Source organism: Nostoc sp. DedQUE02, assembly GCF_034531035.1.
In the GTDB taxonomy this organism is placed as follows: domain Bacteria; phylum Cyanobacteriota; class Cyanobacteriia; order Cyanobacteriales; family Nostocaceae; genus Nostoc.
Window position 1 is genome coordinate 16,825 of sequence record NZ_JAVRBY020000016.1, and the last position, 17,106, is coordinate 33,930.

At 41.0% G+C, this 17,106-nt stretch carries 15 protein-coding genes and 1 pseudogene; 4 read left to right on the forward strand and 12 right to left on the reverse strand.

Features of this window, described 5'->3' with window-relative positions:
• Window positions 1-312: 312 nt before the first annotated feature.
• Together pruA and RMX98_RS15015 are read left to right on the forward strand one after the other, a co-directional pair.
• Window positions 313-3,309, forward strand: a complete 2,997-nt coding sequence (pruA, locus tag RMX98_RS15010; protein ID WP_322678555.1) for an L-glutamate gamma-semialdehyde dehydrogenase — start codon at window positions 313-315, stop codon at window positions 3,307-3,309.
• Window positions 3,310-3,418: 109 nt separating this feature from the next.
• A pseudogene (locus RMX98_RS15015) lies at window positions 3,419-3,763 on the forward strand (GNAT family N-acetyltransferase).
• A 279-nt stretch (window positions 3,764-4,042) separates the two neighbouring features.
• On the opposite strand, the gene RMX98_RS15020 reads toward RMX98_RS15015, so the two are convergent.
• Complete coding sequence (locus tag RMX98_RS15020; RefSeq protein WP_322678556.1) at window positions 4,043-6,271, reverse strand: ATP-binding protein; 2,229 nt, start codon at window positions 6,269-6,271, stop codon at window positions 4,043-4,045.
• 501 nt (window positions 6,272-6,772) lie between these two features.
• On the opposite strand from RMX98_RS15020, the gene RMX98_RS15025 reads away from it, so the two are divergent.
• The gene (locus RMX98_RS15025) at window positions 6,773-7,699 is read left to right on the forward strand and encodes a cobalamin-binding protein (RefSeq protein WP_322678557.1); all 927 of its coding nucleotides are present in this window, start codon (window positions 6,773-6,775) and stop codon (window positions 7,697-7,699) included.
• Between the two features lie 218 nt (window positions 7,700-7,917).
• Here RMX98_RS15025 and RMX98_RS15030 read toward each other — a convergent pair whose 3' ends face one another.
• The 3 genes from RMX98_RS15030 to RMX98_RS15040 all read right to left on the reverse strand — a co-directional run bounded on the left by RMX98_RS15030 (window position 7,918) and on the right by RMX98_RS15040 (window position 9,180).
• Window positions 7,918-8,220 (reverse strand): TMEM165/GDT1 family protein, encoded by a 303-nt coding sequence (locus RMX98_RS15030; RefSeq protein ID WP_099100177.1) that lies wholly within the window; start codon window positions 8,218-8,220, stop codon window positions 7,918-7,920.
• 80 nt (window positions 8,221-8,300) lie between these two features.
• Window positions 8,301-8,729 (reverse strand): TMEM165/GDT1 family protein, encoded by a 429-nt coding sequence (locus tag RMX98_RS15035; protein ID WP_322678558.1) that lies wholly within the window; start codon window positions 8,727-8,729, stop codon window positions 8,301-8,303.
• A gap of 100 nt (window positions 8,730-8,829) precedes the next feature.
• The gene (locus RMX98_RS15040) at window positions 8,830-9,180 is read right to left on the reverse strand and encodes a YkgJ family cysteine cluster protein (RefSeq protein ID WP_322678559.1); all 351 of its coding nucleotides are present in this window, start codon (window positions 9,178-9,180) and stop codon (window positions 8,830-8,832) included.
• A 289-nt stretch (window positions 9,181-9,469) separates the two neighbouring features.
• Here RMX98_RS15040 and psb30 point away from each other — a divergent pair, with 289 nt between their 5' ends.
• The gene (gene psb30 / locus RMX98_RS15045; protein ID WP_199784655.1) at window positions 9,470-9,604 is read left to right on the forward strand and encodes a photosystem II reaction center protein Ycf12/Psb30; all 135 of its coding nucleotides are present in this window, start codon (window positions 9,470-9,472) and stop codon (window positions 9,602-9,604) included.
• Between the two features lie 151 nt (window positions 9,605-9,755).
• Here the strand turns inward: psb30 and RMX98_RS15050 are convergent, their stop codons facing one another.
• The 8 genes from RMX98_RS15050 to RMX98_RS15085 form a co-directional block, all read right to left on the reverse strand.
• Entirely contained in the window at window positions 9,756-11,891 is a 2,136-nt protein-coding gene (locus RMX98_RS15050) for a single-stranded-DNA-specific exonuclease RecJ (RefSeq protein WP_322678560.1), read from the reverse strand.
• Window positions 11,892-11,972: 81 nt separating this feature from the next.
• Window positions 11,973-12,398, reverse strand: a complete 426-nt coding sequence (locus RMX98_RS15055) for a hypothetical protein (RefSeq protein ID WP_322678561.1) — start codon at window positions 12,396-12,398, stop codon at window positions 11,973-11,975.
• A gap of 108 nt (window positions 12,399-12,506) precedes the next feature.
• Complete coding sequence (locus RMX98_RS15060; RefSeq protein ID WP_322678562.1) at window positions 12,507-12,794, reverse strand: type II toxin-antitoxin system RelE/ParE family toxin; 288 nt, start codon at window positions 12,792-12,794, stop codon at window positions 12,507-12,509.
• Window positions 12,763-12,987 carry a hypothetical protein gene (locus tag RMX98_RS15065; protein WP_322678563.1) on the reverse strand — a complete coding sequence of 75 codons (225 nt, stop codon included), beginning with the start codon at window positions 12,985-12,987 and terminating at the stop codon, window positions 12,763-12,765. The genes RMX98_RS15060 and RMX98_RS15065 overlap by 32 nt, the downstream gene beginning before the upstream one ends.
• Window positions 12,988-13,274: 287 nt before the next feature.
• The gene (gene pstB, locus RMX98_RS15070; RefSeq protein ID WP_322678564.1) at window positions 13,275-14,102 is read right to left on the reverse strand and encodes a phosphate ABC transporter ATP-binding protein PstB; all 828 of its coding nucleotides are present in this window, start codon (window positions 14,100-14,102) and stop codon (window positions 13,275-13,277) included.
• 51 nt (window positions 14,103-14,153) lie between these two features.
• Window positions 14,154-15,053 (reverse strand): phosphate ABC transporter permease PstA, encoded by a 900-nt coding sequence (gene pstA / locus RMX98_RS15075; RefSeq protein ID WP_322678565.1) that lies wholly within the window; start codon window positions 15,051-15,053, stop codon window positions 14,154-14,156.
• A gap of 6 nt (window positions 15,054-15,059) precedes the next feature.
• Window positions 15,060-16,001, reverse strand: a complete 942-nt coding sequence (pstC, locus tag RMX98_RS15080; RefSeq protein WP_322678566.1) for a phosphate ABC transporter permease subunit PstC — start codon at window positions 15,999-16,001, stop codon at window positions 15,060-15,062.
• 49 nt (window positions 16,002-16,050) lie between these two features.
• A complete protein-coding gene (locus RMX98_RS15085; protein WP_322678567.1) occupies window positions 16,051-17,052 on the reverse strand; it encodes a PstS family phosphate ABC transporter substrate-binding protein in 1,002 nt (333 codons plus the stop codon).
• Between the last annotated feature and the right edge of the window lie 54 nt (window positions 17,053-17,106).

The window sequence follows — 17,106 nt, forward strand, 5'->3', positions numbered from 1 at the left end:
TGACTGAGCTAATCTCTTGTGTTGCAACATCTGTCAATCAAGTTAGAAATAGATCAAACAAAAGGATAACACTTGTTATCGAATTGGGCATTGGGCATGGGTAAGAAGGGTAAAGGGGAATGGGTAAGGGGGAAAGGGTTGATTTCTTCATCCTTTACCCTTTACCCTTTAACCTTTTCCCCTCTCTTGTTGCTTCCCCTGCTCCCCTGCTCCCTCATCCCCCCACTCCCCACTAGATATATGAAAGCGTCAAAATAGAAGACACGGGCTTTATATGAAAAGCCTTACCTTAATTAACGGAGTTTATTATCAGTGGTATTACAAGTACAAACAAGCATCTACGAAGCCAAAACCCAAGAAATTGCTAAACAACTTCTCGCAGCAACCCAGGAAAATCGCTCGTTTTTTTCTTCCCTACGGGATCAAATGCGCTGGGATGATAAATTACTAGCTTGGGCGATGAGTAATCCTGGGTTGCGGGTGCAACTATTTAGGTTTATAGATACGCTACCTGCTTTGCACAGTAAATCAGAAATTGCCTCACATTTACAAGAATATTTAGGCGATGAATCTGTAGAATTACCGGCAGCTTTGAAGGGAATGCTAAACTTTGCTAACCCCGACTCTGTACCAGGACAAGTTGCTGCTACAACCGTTGGTACAGCAGTTGAGACTCTTGCCCATAAATATATTTCTGGAGAAAATATTAAACAAGTCATCAAAACAGTTGAACGACTGCGAAAAGAAAAAATGGCTTTCACCATCGACTTACTCGGTGAAGCCGTGATTACCGAAGCCGAAGCGCAGTCTTATCTAGAACGCTATCTAGAATTAATGCAACAATTGGTAGAAGCATCAAAGAATTGGTCAACTATCCCGGCTATTGATGAGGCTGATGGCGAAGCAATCCCAAAAGTTCAGGTTTCTGTGAAGTTAACGGCGTTTTATTCTCAATTTGACCCTTTAGATGCTAAAGGTAGTGAGGAGCGAGTTAGCGATCGCATTCGTATTCTCTTACGTCGTGCTAAAGAGTTGGGCGCAGCTGTGCATTTTGATATGGAACAGTATGCCTACAAGGACATAACTCTCAGCATCCTGAAAAAACTGTTACTAGAAGAAGAGTTTCGGCAACGCACAGATATTGGCATAACGATTCAAGCATATCTGCGTGATAGTGAGCGAGATGTCAAAGACGTAATTTCTTGGTTGAAACAACGCGGCTATCCCCTAACAATCCGCTTGGTGAAAGGCGCATATTGGGATCAGGAAACTATCAAAGCAGCCCAAAAGCATTGGGAACAGCCAGTTTACAACGACAAAGCGGCAACTGATGCTAACTTTGAAACCATCACTCAGTTATTGCTAGAAAATCATCAATATGTTTATTCTGCCATTGGTAGCCATAATGTGCGATCGCACTCTCGCGCCATTGCCATCGCTGAAAGTTTAAATGTCCCCCGCCGTCGCTTTGAATTGCAAGTCCTCTACGGTATGGGGGATAAAGTTGCCAAGGCATTGGTTGACAAGGGCTATCGGGTGAGAGTTTACTGTCCTTACGGTGAATTATTACCGGGAATGGCGTATTTAATTCGTCGGTTGTTGGAAAATACAGCTAATAGTTCTTTTTTACGGCAAAATCTCGAAAATCGACCAATTGAAGAATTATTAGCGCCACCGATTGTCAAAGAGGAAAAGAACGTACAGACGCGATTAGTCGCGTCTCTCCAAACTCCAAACTCTCATTTCCTCGGTGCTGCTGATACCGATTACGCCCAGGAAGAGGTGAGAAAGAAGGCGGCGCAAGCTTTTCAAAGCGTTCGTCAACAGTTGGGTAAAACTTATTTACCGCTAATTAATGGCGAGTATGTTAATCCGCCGGAATTTGTTGATTCTCTCAATCCTTCTAAGTTCAGTGAGGTAATTGGTAAAGTTGGCTTGATTAGCGTTGAACAGGCAGAACAGGCGATGCAAGCTGCAAAAGCGGCGTTTCCTGGGTGGCGGAAAACACCAGCTAAACAACGTGCTGATATTTTGCGGAAAGCGGGTGATTTGATGGAACTCCGCCGCGCCGAACTTTCAGCTTGGATAGTTTTGGAAGTTGGGAAACCAGTTAAGGAAGCTGATGGAGAGGTTTCGGAAGCGATAGATTTCTGTCATTATTACGCTGACGAGATAGAACGGTTAGATAAAGGTGTTAATTACGACATAGCTGGTGAAACTAATCGTTATATTTATCAGCCACGGGGGATTGTTGTGGTGATTTCCCCCTGGAATTTCCCGTTGGCGATCGCTTGTGGAATGACTGTTGCAGCTTTAGTTTCAGGCAATTGTACTCTCCTCAAGCCTGCGGAAACATCTTCTGTGATTGCAGCGAAACTCACAGAAATTTTGGTAGATGCTGGTTTTCCCAAAGGTGTATTTCAATACGTACCTGGTAAGGGTTCACAAGTCGGTGCTTATTTGGTAAATCATCCAGACACTCATGTAATTGCTTTTACTGGTTCCCAGGAAGTCGGTTGTAGAATTTACGCAGAGGCGGCAATCTTAAAACCTGGACAAAAACACATGAAACGGGTGATTGCTGAAATGGGTGGCAAGAATGCCATTATTGTAGATGAAAGTGCTGATTTAGACCAAGCCGTTGTGGGAGTTGTGCAGTCGGCATTTGGTTACAGTGGGCAAAAATGTTCTGCTGCTTCCAGGGTGATTGTGCTGCAACCGATTTATGATGCCTTTGTGCAACGATTGCTAGAAGCGACAAAATCTTTGAATATTGGGGAAGCAGAGTTACCGAGTACACAAGTTGGGCCGGTAATTGATGCTAATGCCCGCGATCGCATCCGCGAGTATATTGAGAAGGGTAAGGCAGAAGCAAAATTAGCCTTGGAATTACCAGCACCCGAACAAGGATATTTTATCGGCCCTGTGATCTTTAGTGAAGTATCGCCAAATGCGGTAATTTCCCAGGAAGAAATTTTTGGTCCTGTGCTGGCAGTAATTCGGGTGAAAGATTTCCAGGAAGCCTTAGCAGTCACCAATGGAACTAACTACGCCTTAACTGGAGGACTTTATTCTAGAACACCTTCGCACATTCAGCAGGCGCAGACAGAATTTGAAGTCGGGAATTTGTATATCAACCGCAATATTACCGGAGCGATCGTTGGACGGCAACCCTTTGGTGGATTCAAACTTTCTGGAGTAGGTTCAAAAGCAGGCGGCCCTGATTACCTTCTGCAATTTCTCGAACCACGCGCGGTAACAGAGAATATTCAGCGTCAAGGTTTTGCACCAATTGAAGGTGCTGATTAAATTGTCTAGGGTGGGCAATGCCCACCTTTTTTTATATACTAAATACATAAAAAATTTCATGAGTAATTTAATCATAAAAGTTGCTGATTTACCTGAATAATTCCCAGCGATCGCAGCAATTAGAAAATCCGTTTTTCAGGAAGAACAAGGGGTAACTCCTAATTTAGAATTTGATGGGAAAGATGAAACATCTGACCATTTAATAGCTTATTTAGATAATAAAGCTGTGGGTACTACCAGAATTAGATATTTAAATTAAAAAACAGCCAAAATTGAAAGGCTTGCTGTTTTATCTACAGCTAGAGGGCAAGGAATTGGTAATAAAATTATGGAAAATGCACTCTTATTTATAGCTAGTCAAAATATTCGAGAAGTTATGGTTCATTCTCAAGAATATGTCAAATATTTATATTAAAAATTGGGCTTTATAGAAGAAGGAGAAGTATTTGAATAAGCTGGTATTACCCATGTGAAAATGAGAAAAACTTTGCAGTTACCATAATTGAAAATTTATATAGACGATTAAGTTGTGAAAAAAACTATACCTCTTTGGGGGGAAAATATGAATGCGATGCTCCGGTCTAAATTAATGTGAGTTCGATGAACCTCTGCCTCCCAACCTCCCTTTCCCCGTGGGAAAGGGAGGAACAACGAGAAATTAGGGTTTTGGCTCCCCTCTGGGTGTCTAAGAGGGGTTGGGGGAGAGGTCAAAAAAGTGGTTGTCGAACTCACGTTAAATTAATGTTTGGTTGCTCTGAAAATCGCTAGAACTCAAATATCGTGTCAATATTGACTCTAATTGAACTACCTGAATTGGTTTGAGAAGATAGTCGCTAGCACCAGCTTGCAGAATAGAAAGCTTCTCTTCTGGAAGTTCACTAAAACCCATCATCACTACCTGCAAATCTGGGAAATAAAACTCTTGCTTGAGAACATTTAGCAAATCACAGGCACTAGGATCGCCTACTAATTGGACATCCAACAAAATTAAATTTGGCTGGAGGTTTCGCACTTGTTCTAAAAAGTTCTTTACGCTGTCTATCCACTTAACTTGATAGCCAATTGTCTGGAGATAATCTTGCAAAACTATGGCAGTATTTTTTTCTTCTTCCACAAGTAAAATGATTTGATTTTGGGGAGTAGCTGGGGAGGATGTTTCTGTTGTATCTTGCTGATATCCTTCATTTTGCCCTGTTTGCATATCCACTGGATTTGGTAGAAATAGAGTGAACTGACTACCTTCTCCCAAAGTCGATTTAACAGTTACATCTCCACCATGCAAACGCGCTAATTTGCGTGTTAATGCTAAACCTAAACCAGTGCCTTCATACTGCCGATTTAACCGACTGTCAAGCTGTTTAAACGGTTCAAATAAAAATTTAAAATGATTTGAGTCTATACCAATGCCGGTATCTGAAACTGTAAACGTTATCCCTTGCGGTACTTTTTTGACTACCAGCGATACCTGACCGGCTGGGGTAAATTTAATGGCATTGCTGAGGAGGTTGAGTAGCATTTGCTTGATGCGTCGTTCATCAGCAACGCAAATATCCGCTTCTAGGTCAATTTCATGTGTGAGTTGCAATCCTTTTTCTAAAGCGCGATCGCGCACCGTCCAGATGGCATAATTACATAAATCAGATACTGGCAAAGGTGAAAGTAACAGTTCCTCTTTACCTGCTTCTACCTTAGATAAGTCAAGGATATCGTTAATTAGTGCCAGCAGATGTTCACCGCTACTATAGATACAATTTACATATTCGTTTTGCTTTTCATTGAGAGAGCCAACTATTTCTTGTTGCAGCAGCTGTGACAAACCCATAATTACATTAAGAGGCGTCCGTAACTCATGGCTCATCGTCGCTAAAAATTCACTTTTTGCCCGACTAGCAGCTTCTGCTGCTTCTTGAGAGGCACGTAGTTTCAACTCTGTTTGCTTACGTTCAGTAATATCCTCAATCATCGCTAGAAAAAACTCAGGTTCACCATTGCTGCCTGGTATAACAGAAACAGAGATATGAGTCCAAACTAAGCTACCATTTTGATGCAGGCAACGTCTTTCCATCTCAATGCGATGTCTTTCGACAAGCTGTTCTTGATGGTTCAAGGGTTGGCAGCCGACTCGCGAAGTTTTCTGTAAGTCTGTGTGAATTCCTGATATCAGTTGTTTGTAAAGTTTTAAATCCTCCCTTTCTGTGGAAATGTAATCTGTAAACGGCTTGCCGTATAACTCTTCTCGGCTATATCCTAAAATATCGCGCAGTGCCAGATTAGTATCGACTATCTGCGCTTTCATATTTATAAGTCCAATGCCGATAGAGGAACGCTCAAAAATCGCCCGGAATTGCGCCTCACTCTGTCGCAGTGCTTCCTGTACGACGTTTCGCTCACTCGCTTCTATAGCCAACGTCACGAAATCTGCAATCGAGCCAGCAAATGTCTCTTCTTCTAAAGTCCATTGGCGACCTTCGCCTATGTGTTCATGACACACTACGCCTACCAAACGACCTTCTAGCCAAATCGGTGCATCTAGCAGGGATGTGATGCCTAAAGCTGAAAGATAAGACTCAGATAATTCTTGAGTTCTGGTATCGTTTCTGGCATCATCTACGGCAATGGTACGTTCTTCTTCTAAAGCCTGGAAATAAACTGGATAATTTGTTTTTAAAAGTGAGTTACCAAAGATATGCTCCTTAGTACTCACATCATACAAATCAATACATTCAATTTTTGAACGTTCTTCATCATATAACCATACCCCAACTCGCTCTACTAATAGCGTTTGAGCAGCAGTTTCTGTGATTTCCCTCAACACCGCATTGAGATTACCCTGCTGAAATGTCTTGCTTCTTGCCAGCTGCACTAGGGTCTGGCTTTGCTTTCGCCGACTATTTTCTCTGATTTGTAAAGCCTCTTGGGCCTGACTTTGCTCTGTAATATCTCTAGCCGACACCACCTGCATTAGCTGACCTCAAGAAGAAGTAAATAAATTGGCTTTGCAGTTATACGGAAAAAGTAGAACTGTCTTTGTATAACTACAATTACTTGATATGGTTTTTCCTAACCGGAAAGTATAATTTTTCTAATCAAATTTTAGGATTCTGATTAATGAATTCTAAGCTACATTTTGCTGACCACTTCTATTACTTCATCTGAGTGATTTTTGCCAGGGTATAATTAACATTTTCAAAAATTCTACTATCAAGTAATTCCCCGTTCAAATAAAGATACTGTTAATTAGTATAATGTTTTGAATTTATTTCTGGGGACTGGAGATGGGGAAAAATTGTTCTTAATCCTTAATCTTTAGTTATTAATTCTTAATCTTTAATCCCTAATCCCCAGTTAAATTTATTGCTTAGTGCTGACTATCAAAATACCCTTGATTCTCCTAGAGAAAGATACCTAATGACTCAAATTCTGCAAAAATTAAGGTAATGGCAGCTTTTGTGGAGGTGGAGTAATGACAGCTAATGATGTGAGAATTGTTTCTTTAATTCCTGGTGGAACAGAGATTTTAGCGACACTAGGGTTGCTTGATGCTATTGTGGGGCGATCGCACGAATGCGATTACCCTCCAGAAATCCTCAATCGCCCCATTTGTACCCAAGCACGTTTAAACAGTGATGCCTCCAGCAGCCAAATTCACGATGAAGTGAACAAGTTATTGCAATCTGCTCTGAGTATTTATGAAATCAAAACAGATGTTTTAGAGCAGTTGCAGCCTACCCACATTCTCACTCAAGATCAGTGCGATGTTTGTGCTGTCAGCTTACACGAAGTGGAAAAGGCAGTTGCAACACTGATTGACAGTAAACCTCAGATTATTTCTTTACAACCCAATATTCTCCAGGATGTTTGGGCAGATATTGAGCGAGTCAGCAACATTTTTGGCGTAGACTCATTAAAAGTCTTAGAAAATTTAGAAGCTCGCGTCAAAATCTGTCGGCAAAAAATCCAAGGACTTTCTTTAGATGAACTGCCTACTGTCGCTTGTATTGAGTGGGCTGATCCTTTGATGATCGCCGCCAATTGGATTCCTGAATTAGTTAACTTAGCAGGAGGACACTCTCTATTTTGTACTACAGGTCAGCCTTCTCCGATTTTGCCGTGGGAAACACTATTAACAACTAATCCAGATATAATTGTTTTCATGCCTTGTGGCTTTGATTTAAATCGTACTCGCCAAGAAGCCAATTTATTAACTCAACGTCCAGAGTGGGAAAAACTACACGCTACCGAAACTGGTAGGGTCTACATCACTGATGGCAATTCTTACTTCAATCGTCCAGGGCCTCGACTGGTAGATTCTCTAGAGATTTTGGCAGAAATTTTGCATCCAGAAATTTTTCAATACGGTTACAAAGGAACTGCTTGGGAACTTTTGTAAATAAGAATTCAGAACTCAGGAGTCAGAATTCAGTAGGAATTCGAGTCTGATGGTTATTAAGCTTCTCGTACCACTTCCCTGCGGGACGCTACGCGAACGTGGAAGCAAGCTACACGCAGGCAGCGTCTCGTAGAGAAGTATTGATATTGGTTTAAAACTTTGTCAGGTTCCAGTACCCTACGAAGAATTATTCTGATTTCTGAATTCTGAATTCTTCTTCAAGGTGTTTGTTCAGAATCTGCCGATGGTTCATTGTTAAATAACAGCAGGCGTGCAGCAAGAATGGCAAATCCTACAGCCGCGATCGCTTTTAACACCCGTGTAGGTAATAATTCCGCTACTGCACCCCCTGCTAACGATCCCAACAGGCTTGTCAACAGCAATGCACCTGCTGCACCGAAAAATACTGCACGTGGAGAATTAGAGCGTCCTGAAAGTGCAATCGCCGCTAGCTGACTTTTGTCACCCAATTCTGATAAAAAAACCGTAATAAAGCTCAGTCCTAAAAGATGCCAATCCATATAATTAAAGGGGAGCAGGGGGAGCAGGGGAAGCAGGGGAAAAAATTTAAGATTTTTAACTCCTAACTTCTAACTTCTTATTAACCTTGAAATACATCCCAAAATAGCATTAGGGAAATTACCAACAGCATCACGCCGGCTGATTTTTCTACAGTTTTCGGGCTGAGTCGATTGGCTAGCCAACTACCTAAAAGTACACCTAATAAGCTGGTGGTTATTAGGGCTGCCGCCGAGCCGATAAATACCACCCACGGCGAATGAGATTGTGCGCTCATTAAGAGAGTGGATAGCTGAGTTTTATCTCCAATTTCTGCTAGAAAAATGGTTACAAAAGTCGTACCAAAAACTACTAGCACTGATTGCTGCTTTTGAGGACTATCGACAATTACAGGCTGAACTGACGAAGCGATCGCGGGAGTTAAGTTAATATCATTGCTGTCTTCCAGTTCTAGCTCGATCTCAGTGTGAGATATGCCAGAAATCTCCAAAGGTACAGAGTCAAGTTTCACAAGCAGTAGTTTTGGTTGTTAGGGTCTTTTCATATTTCTATCATTTTCTCAGATTTTTGTCATAAATTGCAACCCCACACAAAAAAAGGAGGGTTGGGTGTCAAAGCCCAACAGCTTGGTCGAAGCGTAGTATTTCTAAACTGCGATCGCCATAAACTCCTTCTATTTGCTGGCGACAGCAGTCAATAGCAAAATCGTTGACTTCTTCTGGTTCAATCCCATACATATCTTGAAACACTTCTGATTCCACACGGCAGAAGCGTGGACGATTGGCGTAGATGCGACATTCTCGTGTGGTATGGTCAAAATTAACGCACCATCCTCCTTCACCTACCATGCTGAGGTAAAGTTCTAGTTCGGATGGAGAGAGATACTGATCTAAATCTGGACGCTCTGCTGGATCGAGATTACAGCAGGCTCCACATTGCTTTACACATTGCCAAGTTGACATTTTGAATTGGGGAGTGTGGAACAGGGGGAGCAGGGGAGGCAGGGGAGGCAGGGGAGGCAGGGGAGCAGGGGAGAAGTTGCAGTAAGTTTTTCCCCTCTGCCCCTCTGCACCTTTGCACCTCTGCTTTTTTTGCCCAATGCCCAATGCCCCTATTTTACGTTTTTATGTTTTTTCTTATAATTTTGTTAAGTAAATTAAATCTAACAGTCCATAGCCATATATGATCGATTTCGGGTTTTGTAATTAAGTTATTGAATTTTTTAAGGCAATTGAGAGGAGAAAAGGAAAAATGTTTGACTCTTTGTTTAACGCTTTTACCAGTATCAATTGGGAAGTTATTTTCCAATTGCTGTCCGTGGCGCTAATTGTGATTGCTGGGCCAGTGGTAATCTTTTTGCTGGCATTTCGCAACGGCAACCTATAAGATTTATGAGTGCTGATTGAGAGTTAAGAGTGAGGAGTGAGGAATTAAATTTTATTCTCAACTCATCTCATAACTCATAAATCAGCACTTACAGGGTCATACTCACAAGTGATAAGTTAATTAAGAACTCCAAACTCCTAACTTATAACTCCTAACTCTTAACTGATAACGCCTGAAAGGCAGCTTGGATAATACTGTCATACTGTGGCTGAGAGATATCAACTTCTTTGGCATTTTGACGATTAGTGCCTAGTAAACCGATTATATGCCCTGGCTGTATGGCTAAGACTTTGCCTTCAGTATTTTTAATTCTTAATTCTGCTTCAATACCGTTTTTATAGAAGCCACAAGTATACTGTCGCTGATTGTACTCAAAGGTGGTAATTGATTGGGTGGGTGACGAAGCAAAAAATTGTTGAATCTGAATTGGCAGCCTCACTCCGATTAACTCTAGCTCGATGGTGGTGTTACCGTTAAAGTAATTTTCTCGCAATTTGTAAGCGATATCCACTCGCGGTGGTAGGCGGAAGTAGTCGCCCCAACGCCAAGCGATCGCTTTAATTTTATACTCCTGATTATCTATAGTTTGAGCAACTGTCAGTTTGATGTGACCCTTACCAACGATTTTTTGCTCAACCACTTGGACATTAGGTGTCCAGAAAACTGGATCGGGGTTGTCCATACCGCAGGGATGTAGAGCATTAAGCTGTTGATAAAGCTGTTGATTGATGTGATTGAGGTTGACTTCGGCATCAATTTTCAGCAGAGGCTTGAGATGCTGTGGTTCAAGACACTGGTTAGCAAACTCAATCAAACGCGATCGCAACATCTGTAAATTCTCTGCTGGTAGAGAGAATCCCCCGGCTGCTTTGTGTCCGCCAAATTTCCCTAGTAAATCGTGACAATATTCCAAAGCTTCAAACACATGAAACTCTGGAATTGAGCGTGCAGAACCGCGTATATGTCCCTCATCTTCATAAGTCCCGATAAACACAGGAACACCGTAGCGTTCTACCAAACGAGAGGCGACTATGCCAATAACGCCGTGATGCCAATTGGGTTGAACAACAATTAATACACGGTCTTGTTGTAGAGACGCAACAAATTCCGTCTCTACATAAGCGATCGCTTCTTGTTCAATTTGCTGACACATTTCCTGGCGAGAGGCGTTGACTTGTTCGCACTGCATTGCTCTTTCCAGCGCCACCCCCATATCATCTGTAGTCAGCAATTCAATCACAGTCTGGGGATTACCAATCCGGCCAATAGCATTAATTCGTGGCCCCAAGCGAAACCCAATATCTTCAGGCTTAAGCGATTTTGGATTTTGAATTTTGGATTTTGGATTGGCAATTTTCTCCTCTGCTCCCCTGCTCCCCTGGTTACTGAGCGTAGTCGAAGTATGCTCCCCTGCTCCCTCATCTCTCGCCTGCACGCCACCTACCTGAATTAACGCCTGCACTCCAGGTAAGTGGGATTTGGGTAAATGTTGTAAACCACGTTTTACCCAGCGACGATTTACACCAGTTAAGGGGGCTAAATCTGCGATCGTTCCCAGTGTAAACAGTGCTAGCATCGGCTGGATCAAGCCCTTAGCCTGACCTAGCTGTTGTGCTAGAGACACTGCCAAAATGTAAGCAACACCAACACCAGCAACACCTCGATAAGGCGAGGATTCAGCTATTAGTTTGGGGTTGAGGATCGCGTTAGCTGGCGGCAATTTTTGGGGGATATCATGATGATCGGTGACAATCACTGCAAGACCAAGTTCTCTAGCTCTGGCAACTGGTTCAAACGCAGAGATACCATTATCGACTGTGAGAATTAATCCCACCCCTTCGTTGTGGAATTCTTCAACTATGCGTTTATTAATACCATAACCTTCGTGCATCCGGCTAGGAATAGCATAATCTACTTGTGCGCCTAAAGTGCGGAGACTACGCAAAAGTAGAGCAGTGCTGGTCATCCCATCAGCATCGTAGTCACCACAAATAGCAATTTTTGTTTGAGAAGCGATCGCATTGTCCAACAATTCCAAACTAATCGCCAAATCTGGGAAATCTTCTAACGGCGAAGGCAAAACTAAAGACTCTGGATCTAAAAATGCTTGTACCTGTTCTGGTGTTTCCATACCCCGATTAATCAACAACTGGCTGACAATGGGTGAAATGTTTGTCAAAACCGCCAGATTTTGGGCAAATTCTGGTTTTTGTGGATAAATTTGCCAGCGCTGATCGGGTAAGCGCCTGCTAGGTTTTGATAGCTCAGATACAGGTCGGTGTAGCACAATACAAGTCAGGAGTTATTAGTTAGGAGTGTTGAATTTAAAATTTTTTCTTAACTCATAACTAATAACATTATTTGCTATCTAAAACACGTTTATTCTGCCATCATCCATAATATATAACGAGCGATCGCCAGGAGAGCGCCAAGTCGGACGGAGTTCCAATCGCAATGTGCCAAAGTTAAGTTTCGAGACAATTGCTTGTAGTGATAAACCCTTTTCACTCCAAAATATCAAAGATGTATTTGGCTCCGTACCCTCTATTTCTTCTAAACTCAATTTCTGCCCTGGACTCAAGGATATTGCGTCAGTCCCGGAGGGTTTTTGAATTTTAATCAGATTAGGTGTGCTATTTACAACTTCAACTCGGATATGTTGCCCAGGCGTAAACTGAATTGGGTGCGACCCACACTTAGAGGCACAAGTTCGAGCTAAGGTAGCATTGGGATTATTGATTGATGCAACTAGAATAGTAGTTGCAACTAAAGCAAATGACAGAGGCTTAAACATAATACACAGCATAAGTACTAAACTGAAATATTACTTCAACTTAGTACTTTCAAGCCTCAGTATATTTTCCAAAATTACTTTGGTAATTCCGAGTTATTAAATTACTAATTACGAATTATTTTTATAAACATCTTCTCTCGCACCAATAGCGTAAATTTCGATGTCTTTGGAATCAATATCGACTGTAAAAATAATTCTGTTTTTACCTATACGTAGTCTGTAAAATCCCTCCCAATCACCTTTCATCTTTTTGATATCTAGTTCTGTAAACGGGATAATACCTTGGTCTTCGACAGCAATAACAATTCGCTTTATTTGCTCCCGAATATTTTCAACATCTTCGGGATTTGCTTTTTCTAAAAATTTAATCGCTTTTTTGCGAAATTTTATTGCCATCTTTTATCCAATCGGTCATATCAATTACTTCATCCTCAGCATCATCTGAAGGTACACCAAATTCGGCTTCAAGTTCGCGTTGCTCATCATCATTTATGTAAGGAATAAGAATTTGGCAGAGGCGAAGTCTTTCTTCTTGCAGAACTTCACGCATAGTTTCTTTAATCAATGCTTTTAATTCTTGAATTTCCACTGTATGCCTTTTATTTATGGTTAGATGTGTATATATTACCTAGTCTCAGCTTGTACGGGGGTAATTTGCGCGAAAATAGCAAGCAAGCTGCAAAAGTTCGGGAAGCTTTTTCTAAGGAATAGCTCCTTTGCAAGTATTGATATACAGTTGTATAAATTCCAGTAAACAGAAGTATTTTTTAAGGGGACATTGAGTTGACTAGATTTAGATGAAAGGGAAAGGTTTTGATAACAGTCGTTCACAACTGAACTTGACTTTTACCTTTCCCCTTCTGCGGTGATGTTTCTTCAACCGAAGCGTCCACTGATATAATCCTCAGCTTCTTTAGTTTGAGGAGAACTGAACATTTGAGCTGTAGGATTAAACTCAACTAATTTTCCACGACGTTTGCCATGCTCGTCAATTTCTGTATTGAAGAAAGCCGTGTAATCTGCGACTCTAGAAGCTTGCTGCATATTGTGTGTCACCATAATGATGGTATATTGCTCCTTGAGTTCTAAGCAGAGTTCTTCTACTTGGCGGCTAGAAATTGGGTCGAGAGCAGAACATGGTTCATCCATTAATAATACATCAGGCTTCATAGCGATCGCACGCGCAATACAAAGTCGTTGCTGTTGTCCGCCAGATAATGCAGTACCCTTCTCTTTGAGTTTGTCTTTGACTTCATCCCAAATAGCAGCGCGTCTGAGAGAATCTTCCACCAATTCATCAATGTTACCTTTATAACCGTTAGCCCGCGGCCCAAAGGAAATATTTTCGTATATTGACTTGGGGAAAGGATTCGGTCTTTGAAAAACCATTCCGACTTGGCGGCGTAATTTTACAGAATTTATCTTGGGATCGTAGATGTTGCGATCACGATAATTCAGTCTACCCTCAACTTTAGCTCCAGGGATTAAATCATTCATCCGATTGAAGCAACGCAGTAAGGTACTTTTACCACATCCTGAAGGCCCAATAAAAGCAATAATTTGTTTATCAGGAATCTTTAAGTAGACATCTAAAAGTGCTAGAAATCCACCGTAATAGACCTTTACACCTTCAACATTGAATACACCATTATCTTGGTCAATTGTGGCACTATCTGATTTACTTCTACTATTGCTATAAGTCATTTGGTTGAACTCCAATATCTGTGAATCTATCCAAATTAGATATTTAATTACCTAATTTATTGAGAAGCGTTGTCGAATATAAATTGCAACACCATTTAAAGCTAAAATCAAAATTAACAACGCAATAATTGTGGCTGCTGCTGCACTAGCAAAACCCGGTTCGGGACGAGTTATATAACTGTAAATTTGAATGGGTAATGCCATAAATCTTTGAAACAAACCAGGGTTAAAGGTGAGAAAACCCACAGCACCGACAACAATTAGAGAAGCTGCATCACCGATAGCGCGCGATACAGAGATAATCACCCCTGTCAGAATACCGGGAACAGCATAAGGTATGACATGATTGCTAATAGTTCGCCATTTTGTGACACCTAATCCGTAAGAAGCATTTCTCAGAGAATCTGGAACAGAGCGAATTGCTTCTCTAGCCGTCACAATAATTACTGGTAAAGACAACAAAGATAAAGTCAATGCACCGGAAATCAAAGCGGGGCCAAACCCAAGCAAATAATTGAAAACCCCTAAACCCAGCAATCCATAAACGATAGAAGGTACACCCGCCAGATTACTGATATTAATCTCAATAATCGCTGTCCACCAAGCTTTAGGTGCATACTCTTCTAGATATAAAGCTGCTCCGACACCAATGGGGACAGTAACTAAAATCACAATCAACCCTAAAAGAATGCTGCTGATAATTGCAGGGCGGATGCCACCTTGTTCAGGAAAACGAGAAGGAGTTTCCGTGAGAAAGCCGGGTGATAAAAATCTGCCTAATCCGTCTTTCAAAATATCAAAAAGTAGCAACGCTAGGATAAATAAACCAATCAGCAATCCTAACAAAAAAAGTACTTCAAATACTTTCCCTAATGTCTCTCTACTTTCAACATTATCGGTAAATTCTGCCGCAGAATCTAGAGAATCATCTTGTTGATAACTTTTAGCCATATCTATTTAGTCGTATTTTTCTTTAAAGCGATTAGCAATCCAGAAACTAACAATATTCAAAGCAAGGGTAAGTAGAAATAAAACAGCACCTACAGCATATAATGTTTTGAAATTGAGACTACCACGCGGACTATCTCCACCAGAAATTTGTGCCATATAGGCTGTCATTGTTTCTACTGATTCTGCAAAGTTAATAGTTAGTCTTGGTTGCTGTCCGGCGGCGATGAGAACAGTCATTGTTTCACCCACAGCTCGAGAAATACCCAAAATAATCGAGGCGATGATTCCAGAAAGTGCGGCTGGTAGAACTACTTTAAAAATGGTTTCCAGTTTAGTGATACCTAAAGCATAAGATCCTTCTCGCAAAGAACGTGGAACTGCTCGGATGGCATCTAAGCTGATAGAACCAACAGTAGGAGTAATCATTATCCCCATCATTAATCCCGCACTCAAAGCGTTGAATATTTCCAGAGGGATAACATTTCGCATTAATGGTGTTAGGAACAACAGGGCAAAGTAACCATATACTACTGTAGGTACTCCTGCCAAAAGTTCCACTGCCGGACGTAAAATAGCTGCTACTTTGGGTTGAGCATACTCACTTAAATAAATCGCAGAAGATAAACCTAGAGGAATAGCAACTGCCATTGCAATAGCTGTAGTTAAAAAAGTGCCATTAATTAAGGGCCAAATGCCAAAATGTTTCTCTGCAAATAGAGGTGTCCATTTAGTATCAAGAAAGAATTTGGCAAAGGAAACTTCTTGGAAAAAACTGAATGTTTCCTGAAAGATAATTACGACAATACCAAAAGTAGTCAAAACCGAAACTAAAGCACAAGCAAATAAAATTACCGCAACAATCTTTTCAGATATATCTTCAGATGGATTTTTATCCAGAGACTGTCTGGATTGTAGATAAAGACCATCTTGAGAATTAGTATTTTGCATAAACAATTAACTTCTCACTAAAATTAAACTACTATGCCTGAGACTTTATTTAAATAAAGTTTGTGATCGGTTCACCTGGTTTTGCTTTTTTAAACTTTGTCCCAGTTTCACCAGTAGCAAATTTTTGTTTGACTTTGAGGTAAGCTTCATCAGGTAATGCTACATAACCTACACTATCTACCCACTTCCAAGAATTTTCTAGATAAAAATCTACAAATTCTTTGACTGCTGGCTTAGTATCTAAAGATTTTTTGCTGACATAGATGAAGAGAGGACGAGACAAAGGTGTATAGATATTTTTAATTACATTATCCACTGGAACTGGTTTTTCACACTTTCCAGTAAGACTTTCTACAGCAACTAGATTCAGTTTTTCTTGATTTTGAATGTAGTAAGATATCCCAACATAACCCAAGGCTGTTACATCACCTGACACTCCTTGTACGAGAAGGTTTTGATTTTGAGTGGCAGTGTAGTCTGTACGGCCATTCTTGGCTTTGCCAGTCACAGCTTGAGTCATATAATCGAATGTTCCCGTATCAGAAGATGGAGCATATAGCTTTAGCTTTTCGTTAGGAAACTTGGGATTAACTTGATTCCATGCCAATATTTTGCCGTCGGATTTGCCGCCCCAAATCTTGCCTAGTTCCTTAATAGTTAGACATTTGGCAAAGTTATTTTTACGGTTGGCAATCACGGCGATGCCATCTAAAGCTACAGGCAACTCGACAAATTCAATATTCTTACTTTTACATTTTTTGATTTCTTCATCTCTAATGGTGCGAGAAGCACCAGCGATATCAATATCGCCATTACAAAATTTACTGAAACCACCGCCAGTGCCACTTGAGGCAACGCTAACTTGAGCTTCAGGTTTAACTTTACCGTATTCTTCTGCAACTGCTAAAGAAATAGGAAAGCCTACAGCTGCACCATCAATACTCACTTGACTTTTCAATTCTTGCCCACCGTTACAACCACTGATACTGCTGGCAATAAGCATTAAAGATGTTAGGAAAAAGCTATCCTTAAATCGGCTACGAAAGCTCATAAAATTATTAATTTCAGTAAAATGACTGTAAATTGCTGCTTATGCTTGGCTATC